The 17991-nt window shown below is 70.3% G+C and carries 15 protein-coding genes; 8 read left to right on the top strand and 7 right to left on the bottom strand.

Annotated features, from left to right (window positions below):
• Window positions 1–307: 307 nt before the first annotated feature.
• From AAHG03_RS05575 to AAHG03_RS05565, 3 genes are all read left to right on the top strand, one after another.
• A complete protein-coding gene (locus tag AAHG03_RS05575; RefSeq protein ID WP_342149364.1) occupies window positions 308–2005 on the top strand; it encodes a porin in 1698 nt (565 codons plus the stop codon).
• Between the two features lie 242 nt (window positions 2006–2247).
• Window positions 2248–4194: an OmpA family protein gene (locus AAHG03_RS05570; RefSeq protein WP_342149363.1), complete on the top strand. Its 1947-nt coding sequence runs from the start codon at window positions 2248–2250 to the stop codon at window positions 4192–4194.
• A complete protein-coding gene (locus AAHG03_RS05565; RefSeq protein ID WP_342149362.1) occupies window positions 4191–4466 on the top strand; it encodes a hypothetical protein in 276 nt (91 codons plus the stop codon). Before AAHG03_RS05570 ends, AAHG03_RS05565 begins: the two co-directional genes overlap by 4 nt.
• A 193-nt stretch (window positions 4467–4659) precedes the next feature.
• Here the strand turns inward: AAHG03_RS05565 and AAHG03_RS05560 are convergent, their stop codons facing one another.
• Together AAHG03_RS05560 and AAHG03_RS05555 are read right to left on the bottom strand one after the other, a co-directional pair.
• Window positions 4660–5856, bottom strand: a complete 1197-nt coding sequence (locus tag AAHG03_RS05560; protein ID WP_342149360.1) for an adenylate/guanylate cyclase domain-containing protein — start codon at window positions 5854–5856, stop codon at window positions 4660–4662.
• Between the two features lie 95 nt (window positions 5857–5951).
• Window positions 5952–8264 (bottom strand): lytic transglycosylase domain-containing protein, encoded by a 2313-nt coding sequence (locus AAHG03_RS05555; RefSeq protein WP_342149359.1) that lies wholly within the window; start codon window positions 8262–8264, stop codon window positions 5952–5954.
• A gap of 189 nt (window positions 8265–8453) precedes the next feature.
• Here AAHG03_RS05555 and dapA point away from each other — a divergent pair, with 189 nt between their 5' ends.
• The 3 genes from dapA to AAHG03_RS05540 all read left to right on the top strand — a co-directional run bounded on the left by dapA (window position 8454) and on the right by AAHG03_RS05540 (window position 10478).
• Window positions 8454–9344, top strand: a complete 891-nt coding sequence (gene dapA / locus AAHG03_RS05550) for a 4-hydroxy-tetrahydrodipicolinate synthase (protein WP_342149357.1) — start codon at window positions 8454–8456, stop codon at window positions 9342–9344.
• A gap of 70 nt (window positions 9345–9414) precedes the next feature.
• Window positions 9415–9888 (top strand): SsrA-binding protein SmpB, encoded by a 474-nt coding sequence (smpB, locus tag AAHG03_RS05545; RefSeq protein ID WP_091946509.1) that lies wholly within the window; start codon window positions 9415–9417, stop codon window positions 9886–9888.
• 20 nt (window positions 9889–9908) lie between these two features.
• Window positions 9909–10478, top strand: coding sequence for a peroxiredoxin (locus tag AAHG03_RS05540; protein ID WP_342149356.1), 570 nt, complete (start codon window positions 9909–9911; stop codon window positions 10476–10478).
• Window positions 10479–10597: 119 nt separating this feature from the next.
• Here the strand turns inward: AAHG03_RS05540 and AAHG03_RS05535 are convergent, their stop codons facing one another.
• From AAHG03_RS05535 to rpoZ, 5 genes are all read right to left on the bottom strand, one after another.
• The gene (locus AAHG03_RS05535; RefSeq protein WP_342149355.1) at window positions 10598–11284 is read right to left on the bottom strand and encodes a LabA-like NYN domain-containing protein; all 687 of its coding nucleotides are present in this window, start codon (window positions 11282–11284) and stop codon (window positions 10598–10600) included.
• Between the two features lie 401 nt (window positions 11285–11685).
• A complete protein-coding gene (gene pyrE, locus AAHG03_RS05530; RefSeq protein WP_342149354.1) occupies window positions 11686–12276 on the bottom strand; it encodes an orotate phosphoribosyltransferase in 591 nt (196 codons plus the stop codon).
• A 98-nt stretch (window positions 12277–12374) separates the two neighbouring features.
• A complete protein-coding gene (locus tag AAHG03_RS05525) occupies window positions 12375–12923 on the bottom strand; it encodes a fasciclin domain-containing protein (protein ID WP_342149351.1) in 549 nt (182 codons plus the stop codon).
• A gap of 169 nt (window positions 12924–13092) precedes the next feature.
• Entirely contained in the window at window positions 13093–15297 is a 2205-nt protein-coding gene (locus tag AAHG03_RS05520; protein ID WP_342149349.1) for a RelA/SpoT family protein, read from the bottom strand.
• Between the two features lie 258 nt (window positions 15298–15555).
• Window positions 15556–15966: a DNA-directed RNA polymerase subunit omega gene (rpoZ, locus tag AAHG03_RS05515; protein WP_056245999.1), complete on the bottom strand. Its 411-nt coding sequence runs from the start codon at window positions 15964–15966 to the stop codon at window positions 15556–15558.
• 313 nt (window positions 15967–16279) lie between these two features.
• Between rpoZ and gntA the strand changes: the two genes are divergently transcribed.
• On the top strand, window positions 16280–17035 hold the full coding sequence (gene gntA, locus AAHG03_RS05510) for a guanitoxin biosynthesis heme-dependent pre-guanitoxin N-hydroxylase GntA (RefSeq protein ID WP_342149346.1): 756 nt from the start codon (window positions 16280–16282) through the stop codon (window positions 17033–17035).
• Window positions 17036–17037: 2 nt separating this feature from the next.
• Window positions 17038–17991 carry a class I SAM-dependent methyltransferase gene (locus AAHG03_RS05505; RefSeq protein ID WP_342149345.1) on the top strand — a complete coding sequence of 318 codons (954 nt, stop codon included), beginning with the start codon at window positions 17038–17040 and terminating at the stop codon, window positions 17989–17991.

The raw sequence follows: 17991 nt of genomic DNA, 5'->3' as shown, positions 1-17991 counted from the left end.
CCTGTAACTTCCGTGTTTTGGGGAAAAGCCGGTCGTTGAGCCGGCCAATACGTTGCGAGTCTGCAACAGCCCCCGACGAAGCCGGTCGAGGAGGCCTTTAGGGCGCTCGACGCGGTTGCCCGTACGGCCCCGCTCGCTCATGGTGCCTCGGCGCACGGGAGAACCCCGGCGCGAGCTTGGTCGATGTCCCGGCGGGGAGGGCCAAGCACCAAGGGAAATAAGGACGGGACGGGTGTGGTTCGCCATCGGGCGGGCGCCCCGAAATAAGTCCGATCCCGTGGGTCTCGAAACTTCTGGAGGTTTCACTATGAAGCTCGTCAAGAGCCTTCTCCTGGGGACGGCGGCGGGGCTGACCGTCGTGGGCGGGGCTCAGGCCGCCGACCTGCCGGTGAAGAAGGCGGTTCCGATCGAGTACGTCCGCGTCTGCACCGCCTACGGTGCCGGCTTCTTCTACATCCCGGGCACCGACACCTGCCTTCGCGTCTCGGGCCGCGCCCGCGCCGAGTACGGCTACATCGGCTCCGACAGCCGCAACGTTCCGGGCGGCGGCGACCTCTCGGGCTTCACCGGCCTCGCGCGCTTCAACATCGACGCCCGCACCCAGACCGGCTACGGCACGCTCCGCGCCTTCCTGCGCCTCGACGCCGCCAGCCGCACCGGCCACACCAAGTTCTCCTCGGGCACCAACGAGCGCATCGGCTACGCCTTCTCCGGCACCGGCCAGGACCAGCGCGGCCGCGTGCAGAACTTCATCAACGTCGACAAGGCGTTCGTGCAGTTCGCCGGCCTGACCGCCGGTCGCGCCTCCTCGTTCTTCGACTTCTACGCCGCCGACTACGAGATCATCGGCTCGTCGCTCGGTTCCAACCTCGCCTCCACGAACCTGCTCGCCTGGACGCAGAAGTTCGAGGGCGGCTGGTCGGCCACGATCTCGATGGAAGACCCGAACTACCGCAAGAACCCGCTCTTCTCCGACGCCTTCGCGGCGACGGCGCAGCCGGGCGCGGGCGGCATCTCCGGCGTGAACAACGTGTTCACCACGGCGCCGACCCCGATCATCCTCGCCACCAACGCCGCCGGCAACGCCACCGCGGTCTACTTCGTCGACGCCGTGCAGCGCTCGCGCATGCCCGACTTCGTCGGTAGCCTGCGCTACGACGCTCCGTGGGGCTCGGCTCAGCTCTCGGCCGCCGTCAAGGACGTGAACATCGGCGGCCCGATCGCCAACTCTGGAATCACGAACTCGGCCGCCCTCGGCGCGCCGGTGAGCGCGGACACGGGTCTGGTGACGGGCAATGCCGGCCTCACCGCCGGTCAGGTCGCCGCCCTCCGCGCCGCCCGCGGCATCAACGCCGGCTCGCAGACCGAGTACGGCTGGGCCGTGCAGGCAGGTGCGAAGTTCAACCTGCCCTTCATCGCCCCGGGCGACGGCCTGTACCTCCAGGGCGCCTACGGCGAGGGCGCTTCGCTCTACACCGGCATCAACCGCTTCACCGCCGGCTACCTGAGCAACGCCGCCGTCTACACCGGCAACCCGTTCAACCAGTTCTTCTCGGACGCGATCGTCAACCCGCTCTCGGGCCGGATCGAACTGTCGAACAGCTTCACCGCGGTGGCCTCGTTCCTGCACTACTGGTCGCCGACCTGGCGCTCGGCCTTCTACGCCAGCTACGGCGAGATCTGGTTCTCGCGCGGCGCCCGTCAGGCCGTCAGCCTGACCAGCACCCTCGTCAACCAGAGCGCGGCGAACTCGCCTCCGTCCTACCTGACCAACCCGTTCGGCTACGCCAACAGCGCCGCCCTCCGCGACACCTACCAGATCGTCACCGGCGCGAGCCTGATCTGGTCGCCGGTCAAGGATCTCGATATCGGCGTGGAAGGTCAGTACATCAAGACGGGCGTCAAGAACGGCCGCGTCTTCGACACGAACCGCGGCGGCAACCCGTTCACGGTCTCCTCCGAGGACGTCTACCAAGCCCGCTTCCGCGTCCAGCGCGACTTCTAAGCGGAACTTCGGACAACTCTCCCGTCCGCGCGGACGGGAGAGCCTTCGATGGCAAACCTCCGAACCCCGGCCTCGCGGCCGGGTTTTTTGCGTTTTCCACCCTCGGAGGCCAATCAGCGGCTTTCCCATGAGGATAGCGACGGGAAGCGGGACGCGCGGCCTTTAAGTCGCCCCGATGGCCCGTATCCTCCGCGCATCCGTGCAGTTCCAGGCGTTCGCGCCGGCACGCGAGGTCGGCTCCCTTGTCCCTGCCTTCTCCGCTCACGCTTCTCCGCACCCGCCTCGGCTGGCTCGCCGGGTTGCCCGCGCTTGCTCTGATCGGGGTCGGCACGGCCTATCTCGCGGTGCCGAGCATCGAGGATCAGATCGCCCGCGCGGCGGCCGAGGTCGCCCGCACCACGGGGGAGGGGCAGCCCGAGCCGTGGCTGCGGGTCCGGGTCGAGGGCCGCGACCTCGTCGCCGCGGGCGAGGCGCCGCAGGCCCCCGAGCGCGAGGCCGTGATCGGCCGGCTCGCGGGCATCGAGGGCGCGCGCCGCCTGATCGACCGCACCGGGATCATCGAGGAGGCCTCGCCCTTTGTCTGGACGGTGGAGCGCCCCGCGGCCGACCGGCTCGAATCGGCCGGCAGCCGCCCGGCGGAGATCGGCGCCTTCGAACTGGCGCAGCGCCTCAAACCCGTCCTGCCCCGAGAGGCGACCCTGGAGGACCGGACACGGGCCGCCCGCGGCGCCCCGCCGGACTTCCCCGACGCGGCGGCCTACGCGGTCGAGCGCATGGGCGACCTCACCACCGGCTCGGTCGCCACCGTCAACGACACCGTGATCTCGATTCGCGGCGCCGCCGCGAGTCTGGCCGGCTACGATGCGCTGCGCGCGGCGCTGACCCGCCCGCCCGAGGGTTTCAGCCTTGGCGCCATCGAGATCCTGCCGCCGGTCGTGGCCGACATCCGCCTGACCGTGGAGCGCCGGCCCGACGGCAGCCTCGAACTCGGTGGCCACGTCGCCTCGCCCGAGGCCCGCGAGGCGATTCGCGCGGCCGCTGAGGAGGCCGCCGAGGGGGCGGCCATCGACGACCGGATGCAGGACGCCCGCGGCCTCGGGCTCGACGCCCCGACGCTCGCGACCGCGCTCCTCAAGCTCGCCGCCCTGCTGCACGAGGGCCGCGTCGCCTACGAGGGCGGCCTCGTCTCGGTCTCCGGCAACGCGCTGGATGCCGGCGCGGTCGGTGAGATCGAGGCGCTGATGCGCGACGGGCTCCCCGCCGGCGTCAAAGCCGGATCGGTCGCGCTCACGTCGAAGCCGATCAGCCCTTACGTCCTGCGCGTCCGCCGCGGCGCGGAGCGGGTCAGCGTCAGCGGCCACCTGCCCGACGAGGCCGCCCGCGAGACCCTGCTGGCCCGCCTTCGCGCCCGCCTGTTCCGCGAGCCGGTGCAGGACAAGTCGCGCCTCGCCCCAGGTGCGCCGGACGGCTTCGCGACCGCGACCGGAGCCGGGCTCGACGCGCTGACGACCCTGTCGGGCGGCGAACTCACCATCTCCGGCACGCGGCTCACCCTGTCCGGCACCAGCCTCTACCCGGAGGCTGCCGCGCGCCTGTCGCGCACGCTGCCCGCCGCGATGCCCGCGGGCTGGAGCGCCACCGTCTCGGTCTCAGGGAGCGAGCCGACGACGCGGCTCGATGCCGGGGAATGCGGGCGCCGCCTCTCCGAGCGCGTGGCCGCCCACCCCTTGCGCTTCGCCCCCGGAAGCACGGCGCTCGCCGCCGACTTCTACCCCGTCCTCGACGCGGTGGCGGCGCTCGCCCGCGACTGCCCGTCCGAGCGCATCGAGATCGTCGGCCATCTCGACCCGCCGAACGCCAAGCCGGCCGAGTCCGATCCGGTCGCCGCCGACGCCGCCCGCGAATCGGCCCCCAAACCCAAGCCCGCGCCGCCCAAGAAGACCGACAACAAGGCGGGCAAGGACGACAAGAAGGGGCCCAAGACCGAGAAGGCCGAGGCAAAGCCGCCCGCATCGGAAAAACCCGAGCCGAGCCCGGCCGAGACCGGCGCCGACCTCGCCCGCGCGCGGGCGCTCGCCGTGGTCGATTACCTGCAGAAGGCCGGCGTGCCGCTCGACCGCGCCACCGCCGCGGACGGCGCCCCGCCGCTGAGCGAGCGCCAGGGCATCGGTCTCGCCCTCCGCTCGTGAGCCAGCTCCTCCCGCTCTGGCCCGGCCTCGCGGCCGCCCTCGCGCTCGGCCTCACGGTCGGCGCGCTCGCCGGGTTTCCGCGCAGCCGCGCGACATGGCTCGCCGCCGGCCTGCCGCTGCTGGCGCTCGCCGGGTTGATCGGGCTTGCGGCTTTTGGCACGGCACCGGGCCGCGCCGGCCTGCGGATCGAGATCGCGGCGCTGGTGCTCGCAGGCTACCTCGCGGGCTGCGGGCTCGGCGCCCTCGGGCGGATGCTGTCCGGCCGCGCCTGATACCGCTCCACCCCGTCATCGCGAGGCGAAGTCGAAGCGATCCAGGGCGCGACCTTTTCGGAAATGGCGCGACTGCGCCGACGAATCGGTGACTTATGCGCCTAGTTCTGGAGGTGCGGAGCGCTGGATTGCTTCGGCTCCGCCTCGCAATGACGGCGTGGAGCGGCGGCTGACGCAATCAGCCGGAAGCCGTTCAACGCAGCGCCCACACGCGCTGCGCCCGCTCGATCCCCCGCAACTCGAACGCGCCGACCTCCGTCAGCGGGACGGCGCAGCGGCGGGCGAAGGCGTCGGAGATCAGCAGCGGCCGGTCGAGGGCGTCGCACAGCCGCTCGATCCGGCTCGCCTCGTTGACGGCGCGGCCGATCACCGTGAAGTCGAGGCGCCGGTCGGTGCCGACATTGCCGTACACCACCGGCCCGAAATGCAGCACGATGTCGGCCTCCAGGGTCGGCAGACCCTGTTCTCGGCGCGCCGCGTTGAGTTCGTCGTTGCGGACCAGCGCTTCTTTCGCCGCCGCGAGCGCCCCGGCGCAGGCCGGGCAGGCGGGCGCGTCCGAATCGGCCACGGAAAACACCGCTAGGAAGCCGTCGCCGAGGAACTTGAGGATCTCTCCGCCGTGGCGCCGCACCGGCTTGCCCAGCGCGTCGAAGTGCTCGTCCAGCCAGCCCACCACCTTGAGCGGGTCGTCGCGGTCGGCGAGCGCAGTGAAGCCGCGCAGGTCCACGAGCAGGATCGCCGCCGGCACCACCGCGCTCTGCCCGCGCCGCGTCTCGCCCGACAGCACCCGCTCCGCGGCGGCCGGCCCGAGATAGGTGGAGGCGACCTCCCGCAGGGTGTGGCTGACGGTGAGCTTGGCGGTGACCAGCGCGATGGTCGGCACCAGCCCGGACAGCGCGTCGCGTTCCTCCGGCGTGAAACCGCCGGCCCGGTCGGTGGAAAACGAGAGCCCGGCCCCCTCGATTGCGTTGCCCGGCGCGAAGCCGACGAGATGGAGCAGGTAATCCGTGGCCCCGGCCGCCCGAAGCTCGGAGAGCAGCGGCAGGTCCGGCGCCTCGGTGCCGTCGAGGCGCCAGCGCACCACCTCCCGGTCGTTGTCCTTGAGCCACGCGATCGGAGAGCCGGTGTAGCTCTTCTCGCCCTCCGGCCCGTGCATCGCCGGAAACAGCGCCAGCCCCTCGCCGCGCCGCCACGCGAGGCTCATGCCGCGCAGGAGCGGATCGATCGCCGGCACCGACAGGCTGAACCGCCACAGCGGAATCCCGGCCGCGATCAGCCCCTCGCAAAGTTCGGTGACGATGGCCTCGCCCGCATTCGAGGCGACGGCCTGGGCGATCAGCCGGGTCTGGACGGCGTGGAGGGCGGACGGAGAGATCGACGGGGGCGCCATGGTGGCGGACTGTAGTCTTACGAACGTTTCGTCGTCATGTCGGGGCGCTGCCCCGACGCCCCGCCGAAGGGCTTGCCCTTCGGAATCCCCTGACTTCAGGGCTGTGCTTCGGCGCTGACGGCGGCTCGGGCGCCGCGGGTAAGGTCGCGCTCGATGGCGAGCGTGCTCTTGCCGTCGAGGCGGTTGCGGTAGACCTGCAGGTTCTCCATCACCCGCTGCACGTAGTTGCGCGTCTCGGTGAAGGGGATGCGCTCGACCCAGTCGATGGCGTCGACCTCCGGCCGGCGCGGATCGCCGTAGGCGTCGATCCACTTCTTCACGTTGCCGCCGCCCGCGTTGTACGAGGCGAAGGCGAGGATGTAGGAGCCCTTCCAGTCCTCCATCAGCTCGCCGAGATGGGCCTGCCCCAGGCGGGCGTTGTAGGCCGGATCGCTCGTCAGCCGGTCGGTGTCGTAGGATGTCGAAACGCGACGCGCGGTACGCTGGGCGGTGGCCGGCATCATCTGCATCAGCCCGCGGGCGCCGACGCCCGACTGGGCGCGGGGGTCGAACTGGCTTTCCTGGCGCGCGATGGCGAACACCATCGCCCGCTCCACCTGCGGCACCGCCGTGAAGGTCTCGTAATCGGGAATCCCGATGGTCGGGTAGGCGTGGGTGTCGAGCGCCAAGCCCCGCTGCGTCGCGAGCTTGCCGATGGCCACCAACGCGCGGGCGTCCTTGGCTTCGACCGCCGTTTCGCCGAGCGCGTTCACCTGCGCCTCGTCGGTCAGAGACTTGGCCGCGTCGATGTAGAGCGGCAGCGCCAGCTCCTTCAGGCTCGCTGCCGCGAGTAGCTTGAGGCCGCGCACGAACAGGCGGTCGTCGAAGGCGGCCCGCGCCGTCGGCGAGAGCGTCGCGGCCGTGCGCAGCGGCAGGCTGTTCTGGCCGAGCCGGGCCCGCGCGAGCTGGCCGTAATAGGCGATCGGTTGGAGCGCGGCGCGCTCGTAGAATCCCTTGGCCTCCGCCGATTTGCCGGCCGCTTCCGCGGCACGCCCCTGCCAGTACCCGACCCGCGCCAGCGAGATCGGCGTCTCGGCGACCGCGGCGGCCTGGGCGAAGTGGCGCTCGGCCGCGGCCGGATCGTTGAGGTAGCGCAGGGCGATCCAGCCCGCGTGGAACTCGGCCTCGATCCGCTTCTCGGTGGTGCGGGCGGAGTGGCCCGCTGCGACGGCCTGAGCGGTCTTGGCGTCGCCCGCATCCATCAGCTTGCGGGCGACGATGCGCCGCTCGACCCACCACTCGTCGCCGTCGATCAGGATTTCGGGGTTGGAGGGCGCCGCGAGCAGGACTTTTGCCGCCTCCTCGGTCTTGTCGGCGCGGCGGAAATACTGCGCCCGCGACAGCAGGTAGGAGGCGTCGTTGCGTAAGCTGGGCGGCACGGCGTTGAGGGCGGAGGCCCCGCCGGACTTGTTCTCGACGGCGCGGCGCGCCCGCACGAGGCTGGCATAGGAGCCGCCTGCATAATCGGCGGCGCGGCTCGCCGCGGTGTAGTCCTCCTTCAGGAGGGCGCGCTCCATCCGGGCGCGGTGGTCGATCACGGTGAGCACGCCGGGGAAGGCATCGGTCACCCGGGTCTCGAGGCTCTTGCCGAAGCTGTCCTCGCGCCAGAGGTCGCGCACCAGCACGGCGGCATCCGCATCGAGGCCCTCGGAGCGCAGCGCGAGCGCCAGGGCGAACTTGCCCGGCGCGCTGGCCGGCTTCGAGGTGGCGAAGAAGGCGCGCACGATGGCCGGATTCTTCTTCTCGGAGAGCAGCATTTCCTCGGCGCGCCGCCGCAGCAGCGGGCCGGCGGGCCAGTCCGGGTTGGCGCGGGTGAAGGCCACGACGCGCTCGAAGCCGATGCCGGCGCCCGCGCGGATCGCCACCCATTCGAGCAGGGCGCGCGCTGCCGCATCGGTGAACGTCGCCGCGAGCCGGTCGCCGTCCGAGACCTTGCCCTTGCGGTAGAGATCGATCGCTTGGCGCAACTGGCTCAGATCGGTGTCGCCGGACATCACCGGGCGGTTCGGGTCCGGCACCTCCGGCGCGGGCGCGGCGGGCGAGACCGATGCGTCGGGCAGCGGGAAGGCGACGGGCGCGTCCGAATCGGTCGAGGCGTAGCCGGAGACGGAGGCCGGCAACGCCTTGTCGGGGGCGGCCTCGCCGGTCCCCTTCGGATCGAGGCGCAGCGCATCGGCCGCGACCGGGTCGGCGGCGGGCTTGGCCTCGTCCTTCATCGCCGCGGCGGGCGCGGTGGCGTCGCTCACCGGCACCGCCGGGGCGGAGGCCGGGTTCGGGTTGCGGATCTCACCCTGCTGGGCGGCCAGCACGGCGCTGCCGGTCAGGGCGAGGCCGAAGAGCAGGGGCAGGGAGCGGGCGGGGAACACCATGGAAGAAGACACCCCGACTCGTAAGGCCAAGCCTTAAGCTCGCCCAACGGTCGTTAAGAAGGGATAAACCACGCCAGCGAAGCGTTTGCTTACGGCCAAGCGAGCGCCTATGTCTGCGCGTCCCGTCGCCGCCCGGCCCTGCGCCGCACCCTGCGCGACGGCACGAGACCTACGGCCGGGAACGCCAGGATGACCGAGACCCACGCCCGCCTCCGCGGTTCGATGACCGCGCTCGCGACCCCCTTCCGCGACGGCGCGTTCGACGAGGCGGCCTTCCGAAAGTTCGTGAACTGGCAGATCGAGCAGGGCACCCACGCCCTGGTGCCCACCGGCACCACCGGCGAGAGCCCGACGCTGAGCCATTCCGAACACGATCGCGTGGTCGAGACCTGCATCCGCGAGGCGAACGGCCGGGTGCCGGTGATCGCGGGCGCCGGCTCGAACTCGACCGCCGAGGCCGTGGAGCGGGCCCGTCATGCGGAAGCCGCGGGCGCGGACGCGGTGCTCACGGTCACGCCCTACTACAACAAGCCGACCCAGGAGGGGCTGTACGCCCACTTCAAGGCCGTCAACGACGCCGTCGGCATCCCAATCATCATCTACAACATCCCCGGCCGCTCCGTGGTCGACATGAGCGTCGACACGATGAAGCGGCTGTTCGAGCTGAAGAACATCGCCGGCGTGAAGGACGCCACGGCCAAGATCGACCGCGTCAGCCTCCAGCGGCAGGCTTTGGGAGAAGACTTCATCCAGCTTTCTGGCGAAGATGCGACGGCGCTGGGCTTCAACGCCCATGGCGGCCACGGCTGCATCTCGGTGGTCTCGAACGTCGCGCCCCGGCTCTGCGCCGACCTGCAGGAGGCGACGCTGAAGGGCGACTACGCCAAGGCGCTGGCGATCCAGGACCGGCTGATGCCGCTTCACGTCAATATGTTCTACGAGTCGAACCCCGTGCCGGCGAAGTACGCCCTGTCGCGCCTCGGCCTGATGTCCGAGGAGGTGCGCCTGCCGCTGGTGCCGGCCACCGAAGGCTGCCGCCGGGCGGTCGATGCCGCGCTGGCGCATGCCGGCCTGATCTGAAGCCTCGCCGCGAGGCTCGGCGGTCCCCATATCGGAGGACCGCCGCCTTCAGGCTTCGAACGACAAGAAAATGGCACCCAAACCCGAACCCGGCCGGCGCGTCGTCGCCGACAACCGCTCCGCGCGCTACCACTACGCCATCGAGGACGTGATCGAGGCCGGCATCGCCTTGACCGGCACCGAGGTGAAGTCCCTGCGCGGCGGCAAGGCGACGATCGGCGAATCCTATGCCGGCCCCTCGGGCAACGACCTGATGCTGTTCAACGCCTACATCCCGGAATACCTGGAGGCGAACCGCTTCAACCACGACACCAAGCGGCCCCGCCGACTGCTGCTGCATCGCCGCCAGATCAACAAGCTGATCGGCGCGACCCAGCGGCAGGGCTACACGGTGATTCCGCTGAAGATCTACTTCAACGACAAGGGCCGGGCGAAGGTCGAGCTGGGCCTCGGCAAGGGCAAGCAGCTCCACGACAAGCGCGAGAGCGTGAAGGAGCGCGACTGGCAACGCGACAAGGCGCGGCTGATGCGGGACAAGGGCTGAGCCTCAATCGAGAGTACTCGATGACCGCACCCGATTTTACCCGATTGCCGGACGACCTTCCGGTGCCTTTCGACGACGGCGGCGCCGATCATCTGCCCGGTGTGAGGCTTCCGGACGTGGCCCTGAGGGCGACCGACGGCAGCCTCGTCTCGCTGGCCCGGCTTCCCGGTCGCACGGTCGTGTTCGCCTATCCGCGCACCGGCGTACCGGGCCAGCCGAACCTCGCGGCGGACTGGGACGCGATCCCCGGCGCGCGCGGCTGCACGCCGCAGGCCTGTGCCTTCCGCGACGCCCATGCCGACCTCATCGGGCGCGGGGTCGCGCGGGTATTCGGGCTCTCGACCCAGGACGGACCGCATCAGCGCGAGGCGGTAGAGCGGCTGCACCTGCTCTACGCGATCCTCTCGGACCGCTCCCGGGCGCTGGCGATGGCGTTGCGCCTGCCGACCTTCGAGGCCGGCGGCGAGGTTCTGCTCAAGCGGCTGACGCTGGTGATCGACGACGGCGTCGTCGCAAAAGTGTTCTACCCGGTGTTCCCGCCGGACCGCAGCGCCGAGGCCGTCATCGACTGGCTCGACGCCGCGGTCTGACCGAGCCTGACCCCCATCGACGATGATCATTCATCGTCGATGGCCCGTGCGACGGCACGGCGGCGGGCGTCCGCCGGACGCGTGCCCAGGACCATCGGTCCTGGGTCACGCACTCAGCATCAGACGTCAGAGTCGTCGGACGGCGGGGCCGGCGGGCGGATGCCGTAGCGGCTTTCCAGGCCCGGATTGGCGCGGGGGCCGCGGTCGGCGAAATCGCCGCGGGGCGCGCGGTCGGCGAAGTCGCGGCGCGGGCCGTCGCCGGGGGCGCGGATCGTGCGCTCGCTCGGGTCGCGGCCGATGCGGCCGGCGAGATGGGCGAGTTCGACGAACTCGTCGGCCTGACGGCGCAGGTCGTCGGCGATCATCGGCGGCTGGGTCTGGATGGTGGAGACCACCGAGACGCGCACGCCCTTGCGCTGCACCGCCTCGACCAGCGAGCGGAAATCGCCGTCGCCGGAGAACAGCACCATGTGGTCGAGATGGGCCGAGAGTTCGAGGGCGTCGATCGCCAGCTCGATGTCCATGTTGCCCTTGATCTTGCGGCGGCCCGAGGAATCGGTGAATTCCTTGACCGGCTTGGTCACGACCCGGTAGCCGTTGTAGTCGAGCCAGTCGATCAGCGGCCGGATCGAGGAATATTCCTGATCCTCGATCATCGCGGTGTAGTAGAACGCCCGGATCAGGTTGTCGCGGGCCTGGAAGTCCTTCAGGAGCCGCTTGTAATCGATGTCGAAGCCCAGAGCCTTGGTGGTGGCGTAGAGGTTGGCGCCGTCGATGAAAATCGCGGTCCGTTGTCGTTCACTCATTGGATTGTCCATGTGTTGGAGCTGAAAGAAGTATTACGACCGCAATCGCGGCAAAGAATGTCCGAGATCAAATCGTATAACTCAGAAGACGCTTACGCCTCCGTAACACCGCCGCGCCCACGACACCGTTCGCGACAGCGGACGGAGGCGGCGATGCGCCGGCCCGGAGCAGCCTACTCCAAGACCGGACGATCCGCGACGGAATTGACGTAATTCGTCTGGCGGAGCTTCGACAAAGTGTCAAGAACAACAAAAGGTAAGCAATTCGTGTATGCGGCGTTTTCGCAAAATGCCTGCGACAATGCCCCACTCATGGTTGCGGCTTTTTAGTTCATCGTACCGTCGCGGACCGCGCGCAGTGCCGAACTTGACTTCAGGTTGTCGCGCGCGATCCGATCCGATCAGGGCTTGATCGTCGCACGGCTGCCCGGCTTGGTCGCCGGGATGGCGGCCAGCTCCGGCGGCAGGGCGTCGGCCGGGTAGGTCGGAATGTCGAGGGCGGCGAGCGACACCAGCGGCAGGCCGATATCGCCGCGTCCGCCGGAGCGGTCGATCAGGCAGGCGGCGCCCACCACCTCGCCGGCCTCGCCTTGAAGCGAGGCGAGGCATTCGCGCGCCGAGAGCCCCGTCGTCACGATGTCCTCGACGATCACCGCGCGGGTGCCCGCGGGAATCGAGAAGCCGCGCCGCAGGGTGAAGGGCCCGCCGGGATCGCGCTCGACGAAGATCGCCCTGGCGCCGAGATGCCGCGCGGTCTCGTAGCCCGGCACGATGCCGCCGATGGCGGGTGAGACCACGATATCGATCGTGCCGAACTTCGCGGTAATCGCCTCGGCCAGCGCCCGGCACAGCCGCTCGGTCCGCACCGGATCGGAAAAAATCGTCATCTTCTGCAGGAAGGTCGGCGAGCGCAGGCCAGAACTCAGGATGAAGTGCCCCTGGAGCAGCGCGCCCGCCGAGCGGAATTCTTCCAAGACGTCGTCCGCGGTCATCTTTGCCTGCCTGCAAACCCTCGTGCCGTGGCTTGTCGCAGCGGGGCGGGCGGGGCGCAAGCCGGGCCCCGGCAGTCGCCGGAGCCCGATCACTGGGATCAGGGCATGAGCACGGTGTTGATGACGTGGATCACGCCGTTCGACTGCATCACGTTGGCAATCGTGACGGTGGCGGTGTTGCCCTTGGCGTCGGTCACGAACACCTTCTTGCCCTCGGTCTCGACCGAGAGCGGGGCGCCGTTGACGGTCTTGATGACGGCGCGGCCGCCGCCCTGCTTCACCAGCGCCGCCAGATCCTTGGCGGTGAGGGCGCCCGGAACCACGTGGTAAGTCAGGATGCCGGTGAGCTGCGCCTTGTTCTGCGGCTGGACCAGCGTCTCGACCGTGCCCGGCGGGAGCTTGGCGAAGGCGGCGTTGGTCGGCGCGAACACGGTGAAGGGGCCGGGGCCCGACAGCGTCTCGACGAGGCCCGCGGCCTTCACGGCGGCGACCAGGGTGGTGTGGTCCTTCGAGTTGACCGCGTTCTCGACGATCGTCTTGGAGGCGTACATCGGCGCACCGCCGACCATCGGGTTCTTGGCGAGCGCCGGGACGGCGGCGGTGGCGATGGCAAGGCCGAGCGCGAGGCGAAGAAGGGGCTTGGACATGATGTCTCCCGTGAATGCGCCCCTCCGGCGGGGGCGTCGCGGGCCTTTACGGGGACCGAGGGAGGAAAAGTTTCAGTCTTTTGCTGGAGACGTCCGCAATTCTTCGACGCCGCACCGGGAGTCTTCGCCGACGCGCCCGGCGAGGAGAACCGCGCGTGAGAAAGAAACCCTACCCGTTGATCCGCTCCACCCGGCTCACCGAGCGCTTCCCCCGCAGGTCCGCCACGATGGCGGTGAGGTGCTTCAAATCCGGCACCGACAGATCGATGGCGATGTCGGTAAAATCCTGGGTGCGGCGCTTCATCGAGACGTTGTCGATGTTGCCGTCGTGCTCGGCGATGACCTGGGCGATCTGGGCGAGCGTGCCGGGCTCGTTCATCGATTCGAGCGCGATGCGGGCGGGGAAGCGCTCGTTCGAATCCTCCACGTCCCAGCGCACGTCGAGCCAGCGCTCGGGCTCGTTGTCGAAGGCGGCGAGCGCGGCCGACTGGATCGGGTAGATCGTCACGCCGACGCCCGGCGTCAGGATGCCGACGATACGGTCGCCGGGCAGCGCGCCGCCGTTGGGGGCGAAGCTCACGGGGAGATCGCCCGCGAGCCCCCGGATCGGGATCGCGCCCTGCGCCGAGCCGTCGCCGGAGAAGCTGAGGCGCATGGTCTGGTCGCCGGACTTGGTCAGGCGCCCGGCGGCGCCGTTGGCGGCGGGGCCGCTGCCGCGGCGCTCGTCCTTGAAGTCGGGATAGACCGCCTTGACCACGTCGCCGGAAAACATCTCGCCGCGACCGACGGCGGCGAACACGTCGTCGGCGGAGGCGCGGGCGAGGCGGGGGAGGGCGCCGCGCAGCTTGTCCTCGGAAAAGCTTTTGCCCGCCCGCTCGAAGGCGCGGTCGAGGATCTGGCGGCCCAAGCCGGCATATTGGCGGCGCACGGCGGCCCGCGTCGCCCGGCGGATGGCGGCCCGCGCCTTGCCGGTGACGACGAGCGATTCCCAGGCCGCGGGCGGGGCGGCGCCGTCCGAGCAGGCGATCTCGACCTCGTCGCCGTTGGCGAGTTCGTGCAGCAGCGGCGAGAGCCGGCCGTTGATCTTGGCGCCGACCGCCGAATTGCCGATGTCGGTGTGGACCGCGTAGGCGAAATCGATCGGCGTCGCGCCCCGCGGCAGCGCGATGAGGCGGCCCTTCGGGGTGAAGCAAAAGACCTGATCCTGGAACAGCTCGAGCCTCGTGTGCTCGAGAAACTCCTCCGGTGAATCGCCCTCGGCCAGGAGTTCGATGGTGCGGCGCAGCCACTGGAAGGCGCCGCTCTCGGTGGAGAGCCGCGGATGCACCTCGCCGCTTCCGGCGCCCTCCTTGTAGAGGGCATGCGCCGCGATGCCGTATTCGGCGATCTCGTCCATCGCCGCGGTGCGGATCTGCAACTCGACGCGGCGTTGCTTGGGGCCGATCACGGTGGTGTGGATCGAGCGGTAATCGTTCTGCTTCGGCGTCGAGATGTAGTCCTTGTAGCGGCCCGGCACCATCGGCCAACTCGTGTGGACGACGCCGAGCGCCGCGTAGCACTCGGCCAGCGTGCCGACGATGACGCGAAACCCCACGATGTCGGAGAGTTGCTCGAAGGCGACCGACTTGCGCTCCATCTTCGACCAGATCGAGTAGGGGCGCTTCAGCCGGCCCTTCACCTGCGCGGTCAGCCCCTGCGCGGCGAGCCGCGCGGTCAGATCGTGCTCGATGCTCTCGATGACGTTGCTGGATTTCGCCGAAAGGTCTTCGAGCCGCTTGGTGATGGTGGCGTAGACCTCGGGCTTGAGCACGCGGAAGGACAGGTCCTCCAACTCGTCGCGCATCTCCTGGATGCCCATGCGGCCGGCGAGCGGCGCGTAGATGTCCAGCGTCTCCTGGGCGATCCGGGTGCGCTTCTCCGGCGGCATGAAGTGGAGGGTGCGCATGTTGTGGGTGCGGTCGGCGAGCTTGACGAGCAGCACCCGCACGTCTTCGGCCACCGCCAGCAAGAGCTTGCGGAAGTTCTCGCCCTGCACCGCGCGCTTCGAGACGAGATCGAGCCGCTTGAGCTTGGTCAGCCCATCGACCAGCGCGCCGATCTCGTCGCCGAAGATCCCGCGGATTTCGTCCAGCGTCGCGGCGGTGTCCTCCACCGTGTCGTGCAGCACGGCGGCGACGATGGTGGCGTCGTCGAGATGCAGGTCGGTGAGGAGGGCGGCGACTTCGAGCGGATGGGCGAAGAACGGATCGCCCGAGGCGCGCTTCTGCGTACCGTGCGCGCGCATGGCGTAGACGTAGGCGCGGTTGAGCAACGCCTCGTTCGTGGCCGGGTTGTAGCGCTTGACCCGCTCCACGAGCTCGTATTGGCGCATCATCCGCCGGGGGTTCCTAGCAACGCTGATCACAGGTTCGGCCGGGATGGCCGCGACGTCCGGGCGTCACTGTCCCGCATCGGGGCCGCGCGCGCCAGATGCAAGGCGTCGCAGAACGCACACGGCAGTGTTCCGAAACCCGCATGCGACGCATGCACGGCGGGCCGAGCCGGCCTCCCGACGACCGGGCGAGTCCAACGAAAAACGCCCGCCGCTCGGAGGCCGAGGGCGGGCGCGAATCGCAAAAAACCCCGAAGAAGATTACTCGGCGTCGTCGTCCGTCTCGGTCGGCGGGGCGAGGTTTTCGAGGCCGCGCAGGAGGTCGTCCTCGCTCATGCGGTCGAACTGTACGTCCTTGTCGTCCGAGGAGGACTGAGGCGCCACCGCGGCGGCGGCCGGGGAGGAGGAGAGCAGCGGCACGGTCTCGGCCTCGGGCTCGTCCACTTCGACGTATTTCTGCATCGAGTGGATGAGCTGTTCCTTGAGATCCTCGGCGGTGATGGTCTCGTCGCCGATCTCGCGCAGCGCCACGACCGGGTTCTTGTCGCGGTCGCGGTCGATCGTCAGCGGGGCGCCGGCGGCGAGCAGGCGGGCGCGGTGGCTGGCGAGCAGAACCAGCTCGAACCGGTTCTCGACCTTCTCGATGCAGTCTTCGACGGTGACGCGAGCCATGCGAGGCGGCTCCTTCCTCGGGCAGAACGGACGATATGCGTGATGAACGCGCGTCTTACACCGGATGCCGCTACGCAACAAGCGGTCCGAACTCGCCTGTCCGGTACCCCCTGAGTGCGGTTCCACGCCCCTGTGGACAGCCGAGCTTGCCCGGAACATTGCCAGAATCGTGCGGTTCCCCAGGCACTCCGACCCGCGCCGGCCCGGGGCCGGACGCGCCCCGCGCGGTGCCGTCGGAGGACTTCCCCCCGCCTTCCATCGGGGCCGGCCCGCCCGGCCCGACGACGACGTTTGCCCGCTCGCCCGAGGTACCATGCTGCTGCCCACCGACGACGCCGGCCATCCCCTGTCCGAGCGCTTCCGGCACTTCATCCGTCAACAGCCGTTTCCCTGCGTCGGCGCCAAATCCGCCCTGTCGCGCGGGCGACTGCGGGTCATGGTCGCCCGCGACATCGCTTCGGATCGCGACGACGGGCGCATCTATCCGGCTCTGCTCGCCTTCATCGCCCGCTACCGCGGCCGGCCCGAGCTGTTCCAGAGCTTCGCCGTCGTGTTCGAGAACGCCGCGCCCCTGTCCGAGGAGGCGTTCGAGGCCGCGCTCTGGGCCCGGATGCAGTCGCTGTCGGATCGCGACAGCGGGCTCGGCCACACGCACGACCCGCGGGTCGCGGCCGATCCGGACGATCCGCATTTCTCGATGAGTCTGGGGGGCGAGGGCTTCTTCATCGTCGGGCTGCACCCGAATGCCAGCCGCAAGGCGCGCCGCTTCGAGGCGCCGGTGCTGGTGTTCAACCTGCACGACCAGTTCGAGCGCCTGCGCGGGGAGGGCCGCTACGAGCGGCTGCGCGATTCGATCGTCGAGCGCGACGTCGCCTGGGCGGGTTCACCCAACCCGATGCTGGCGCAGCACGGCGAGCTGTCCGCCGCGCGCCAGTTCAGCGGCCGGGCCGTGCCCGAGGACTGGGTCTGCCCCTACCAGCGCCGGGCGGGCGCGCCGGATTACGACGCGCAGCAGATCGCCGCCGACCTGCGCACGGGCGCCTTCCTCGCCGGCCAGATGGAGGGCTGAGGATGGCGCTCCACGCCGACGCGCTCCTCGCGCTCGCCGAGGCCGTGCGCGCCACCGGCTACCGCTTCACCACGGTGACGCCGGTCTCCCACGCCCACGTCAACGCGCGGGCCGAGAACGCCCGCGCGCGCTCCTTGCGCGACGTGCTCGGCTGGAGCCGCCCGTTCGAGGCCGGGCTGCTGCCCGCGGAGATCACCGACCTGATGGACCGGGCCGGCATTCTTCTCCGCGATCCCGAGACCGGGCTGCTGCGGGCGACCTTGCGGCTGTCGAGCCTCGACGACGAACTGTTCTTCCACGCCGCCTATCCGCCGCTCGCCGCCGACGCGGTGTTCTTCGGGCCCGACACCGTGCGCTACGTCCGCGCGGTGCAGGCGCATCTCGATACGCTGGCGCGAGACGACCCGCCGATGCCGCGCCGCGCGGTCGACATCGGCTGCGGCTCGGGCGCCGCCGGCATCGTCGTCGCCGAGCGCGTCCCCGAGGCCGAGGTGGTGCTGGTGGACATCAACCCCGCCGCCCTCGAACTCGCCGCGGTGAACGCGCGGGTGGCGGGCGTGGCGAACGTCCGCCCGGCGCTCAGCGACATGCTGGCCGGCGTGGAGGGCGGGTTCGATCTCATCACCTCCAACCCGCCCTTCATGGTCGATGCCGGGGGCCGCGCCTACCGCGACGGCGGCGGCACGCTCGGGGCCGGCCTGCCGCTGCGGGTGGTCGAGGCCGCGACCGAGCGGCTGAACCCGAACGGCGCCCTCGTGCTGTTCACGGGCTCGGCCATCGTCGAGGGCCGCGACGGGTTTTTCGAAGCCGCGACCGCGCTGTGCGACCGCGCCGGGCTCGCCTGGAGCTACCAAGAATACGACCCGGACGCCTACGGCGAGGAGCTGGCGGGCTCCGTCTACGCCGGGGTCGAGCGCCTCGCGCTCTGCGTCCTCACCGCGACCCGGAGGGCGTGA

Origin of the sequence: Methylorubrum subtropicum (assembly GCF_038442325.1) — a bacterium.
GTDB classification, from domain to species: Bacteria; Pseudomonadota; Alphaproteobacteria; order Rhizobiales; family Beijerinckiaceae; genus Methylobacterium; species Methylobacterium subtropicum.
The sequence above is the reverse complement of the archived record's forward strand: the minus strand, read 5'-3'. Positions and strand labels throughout refer to the sequence as shown.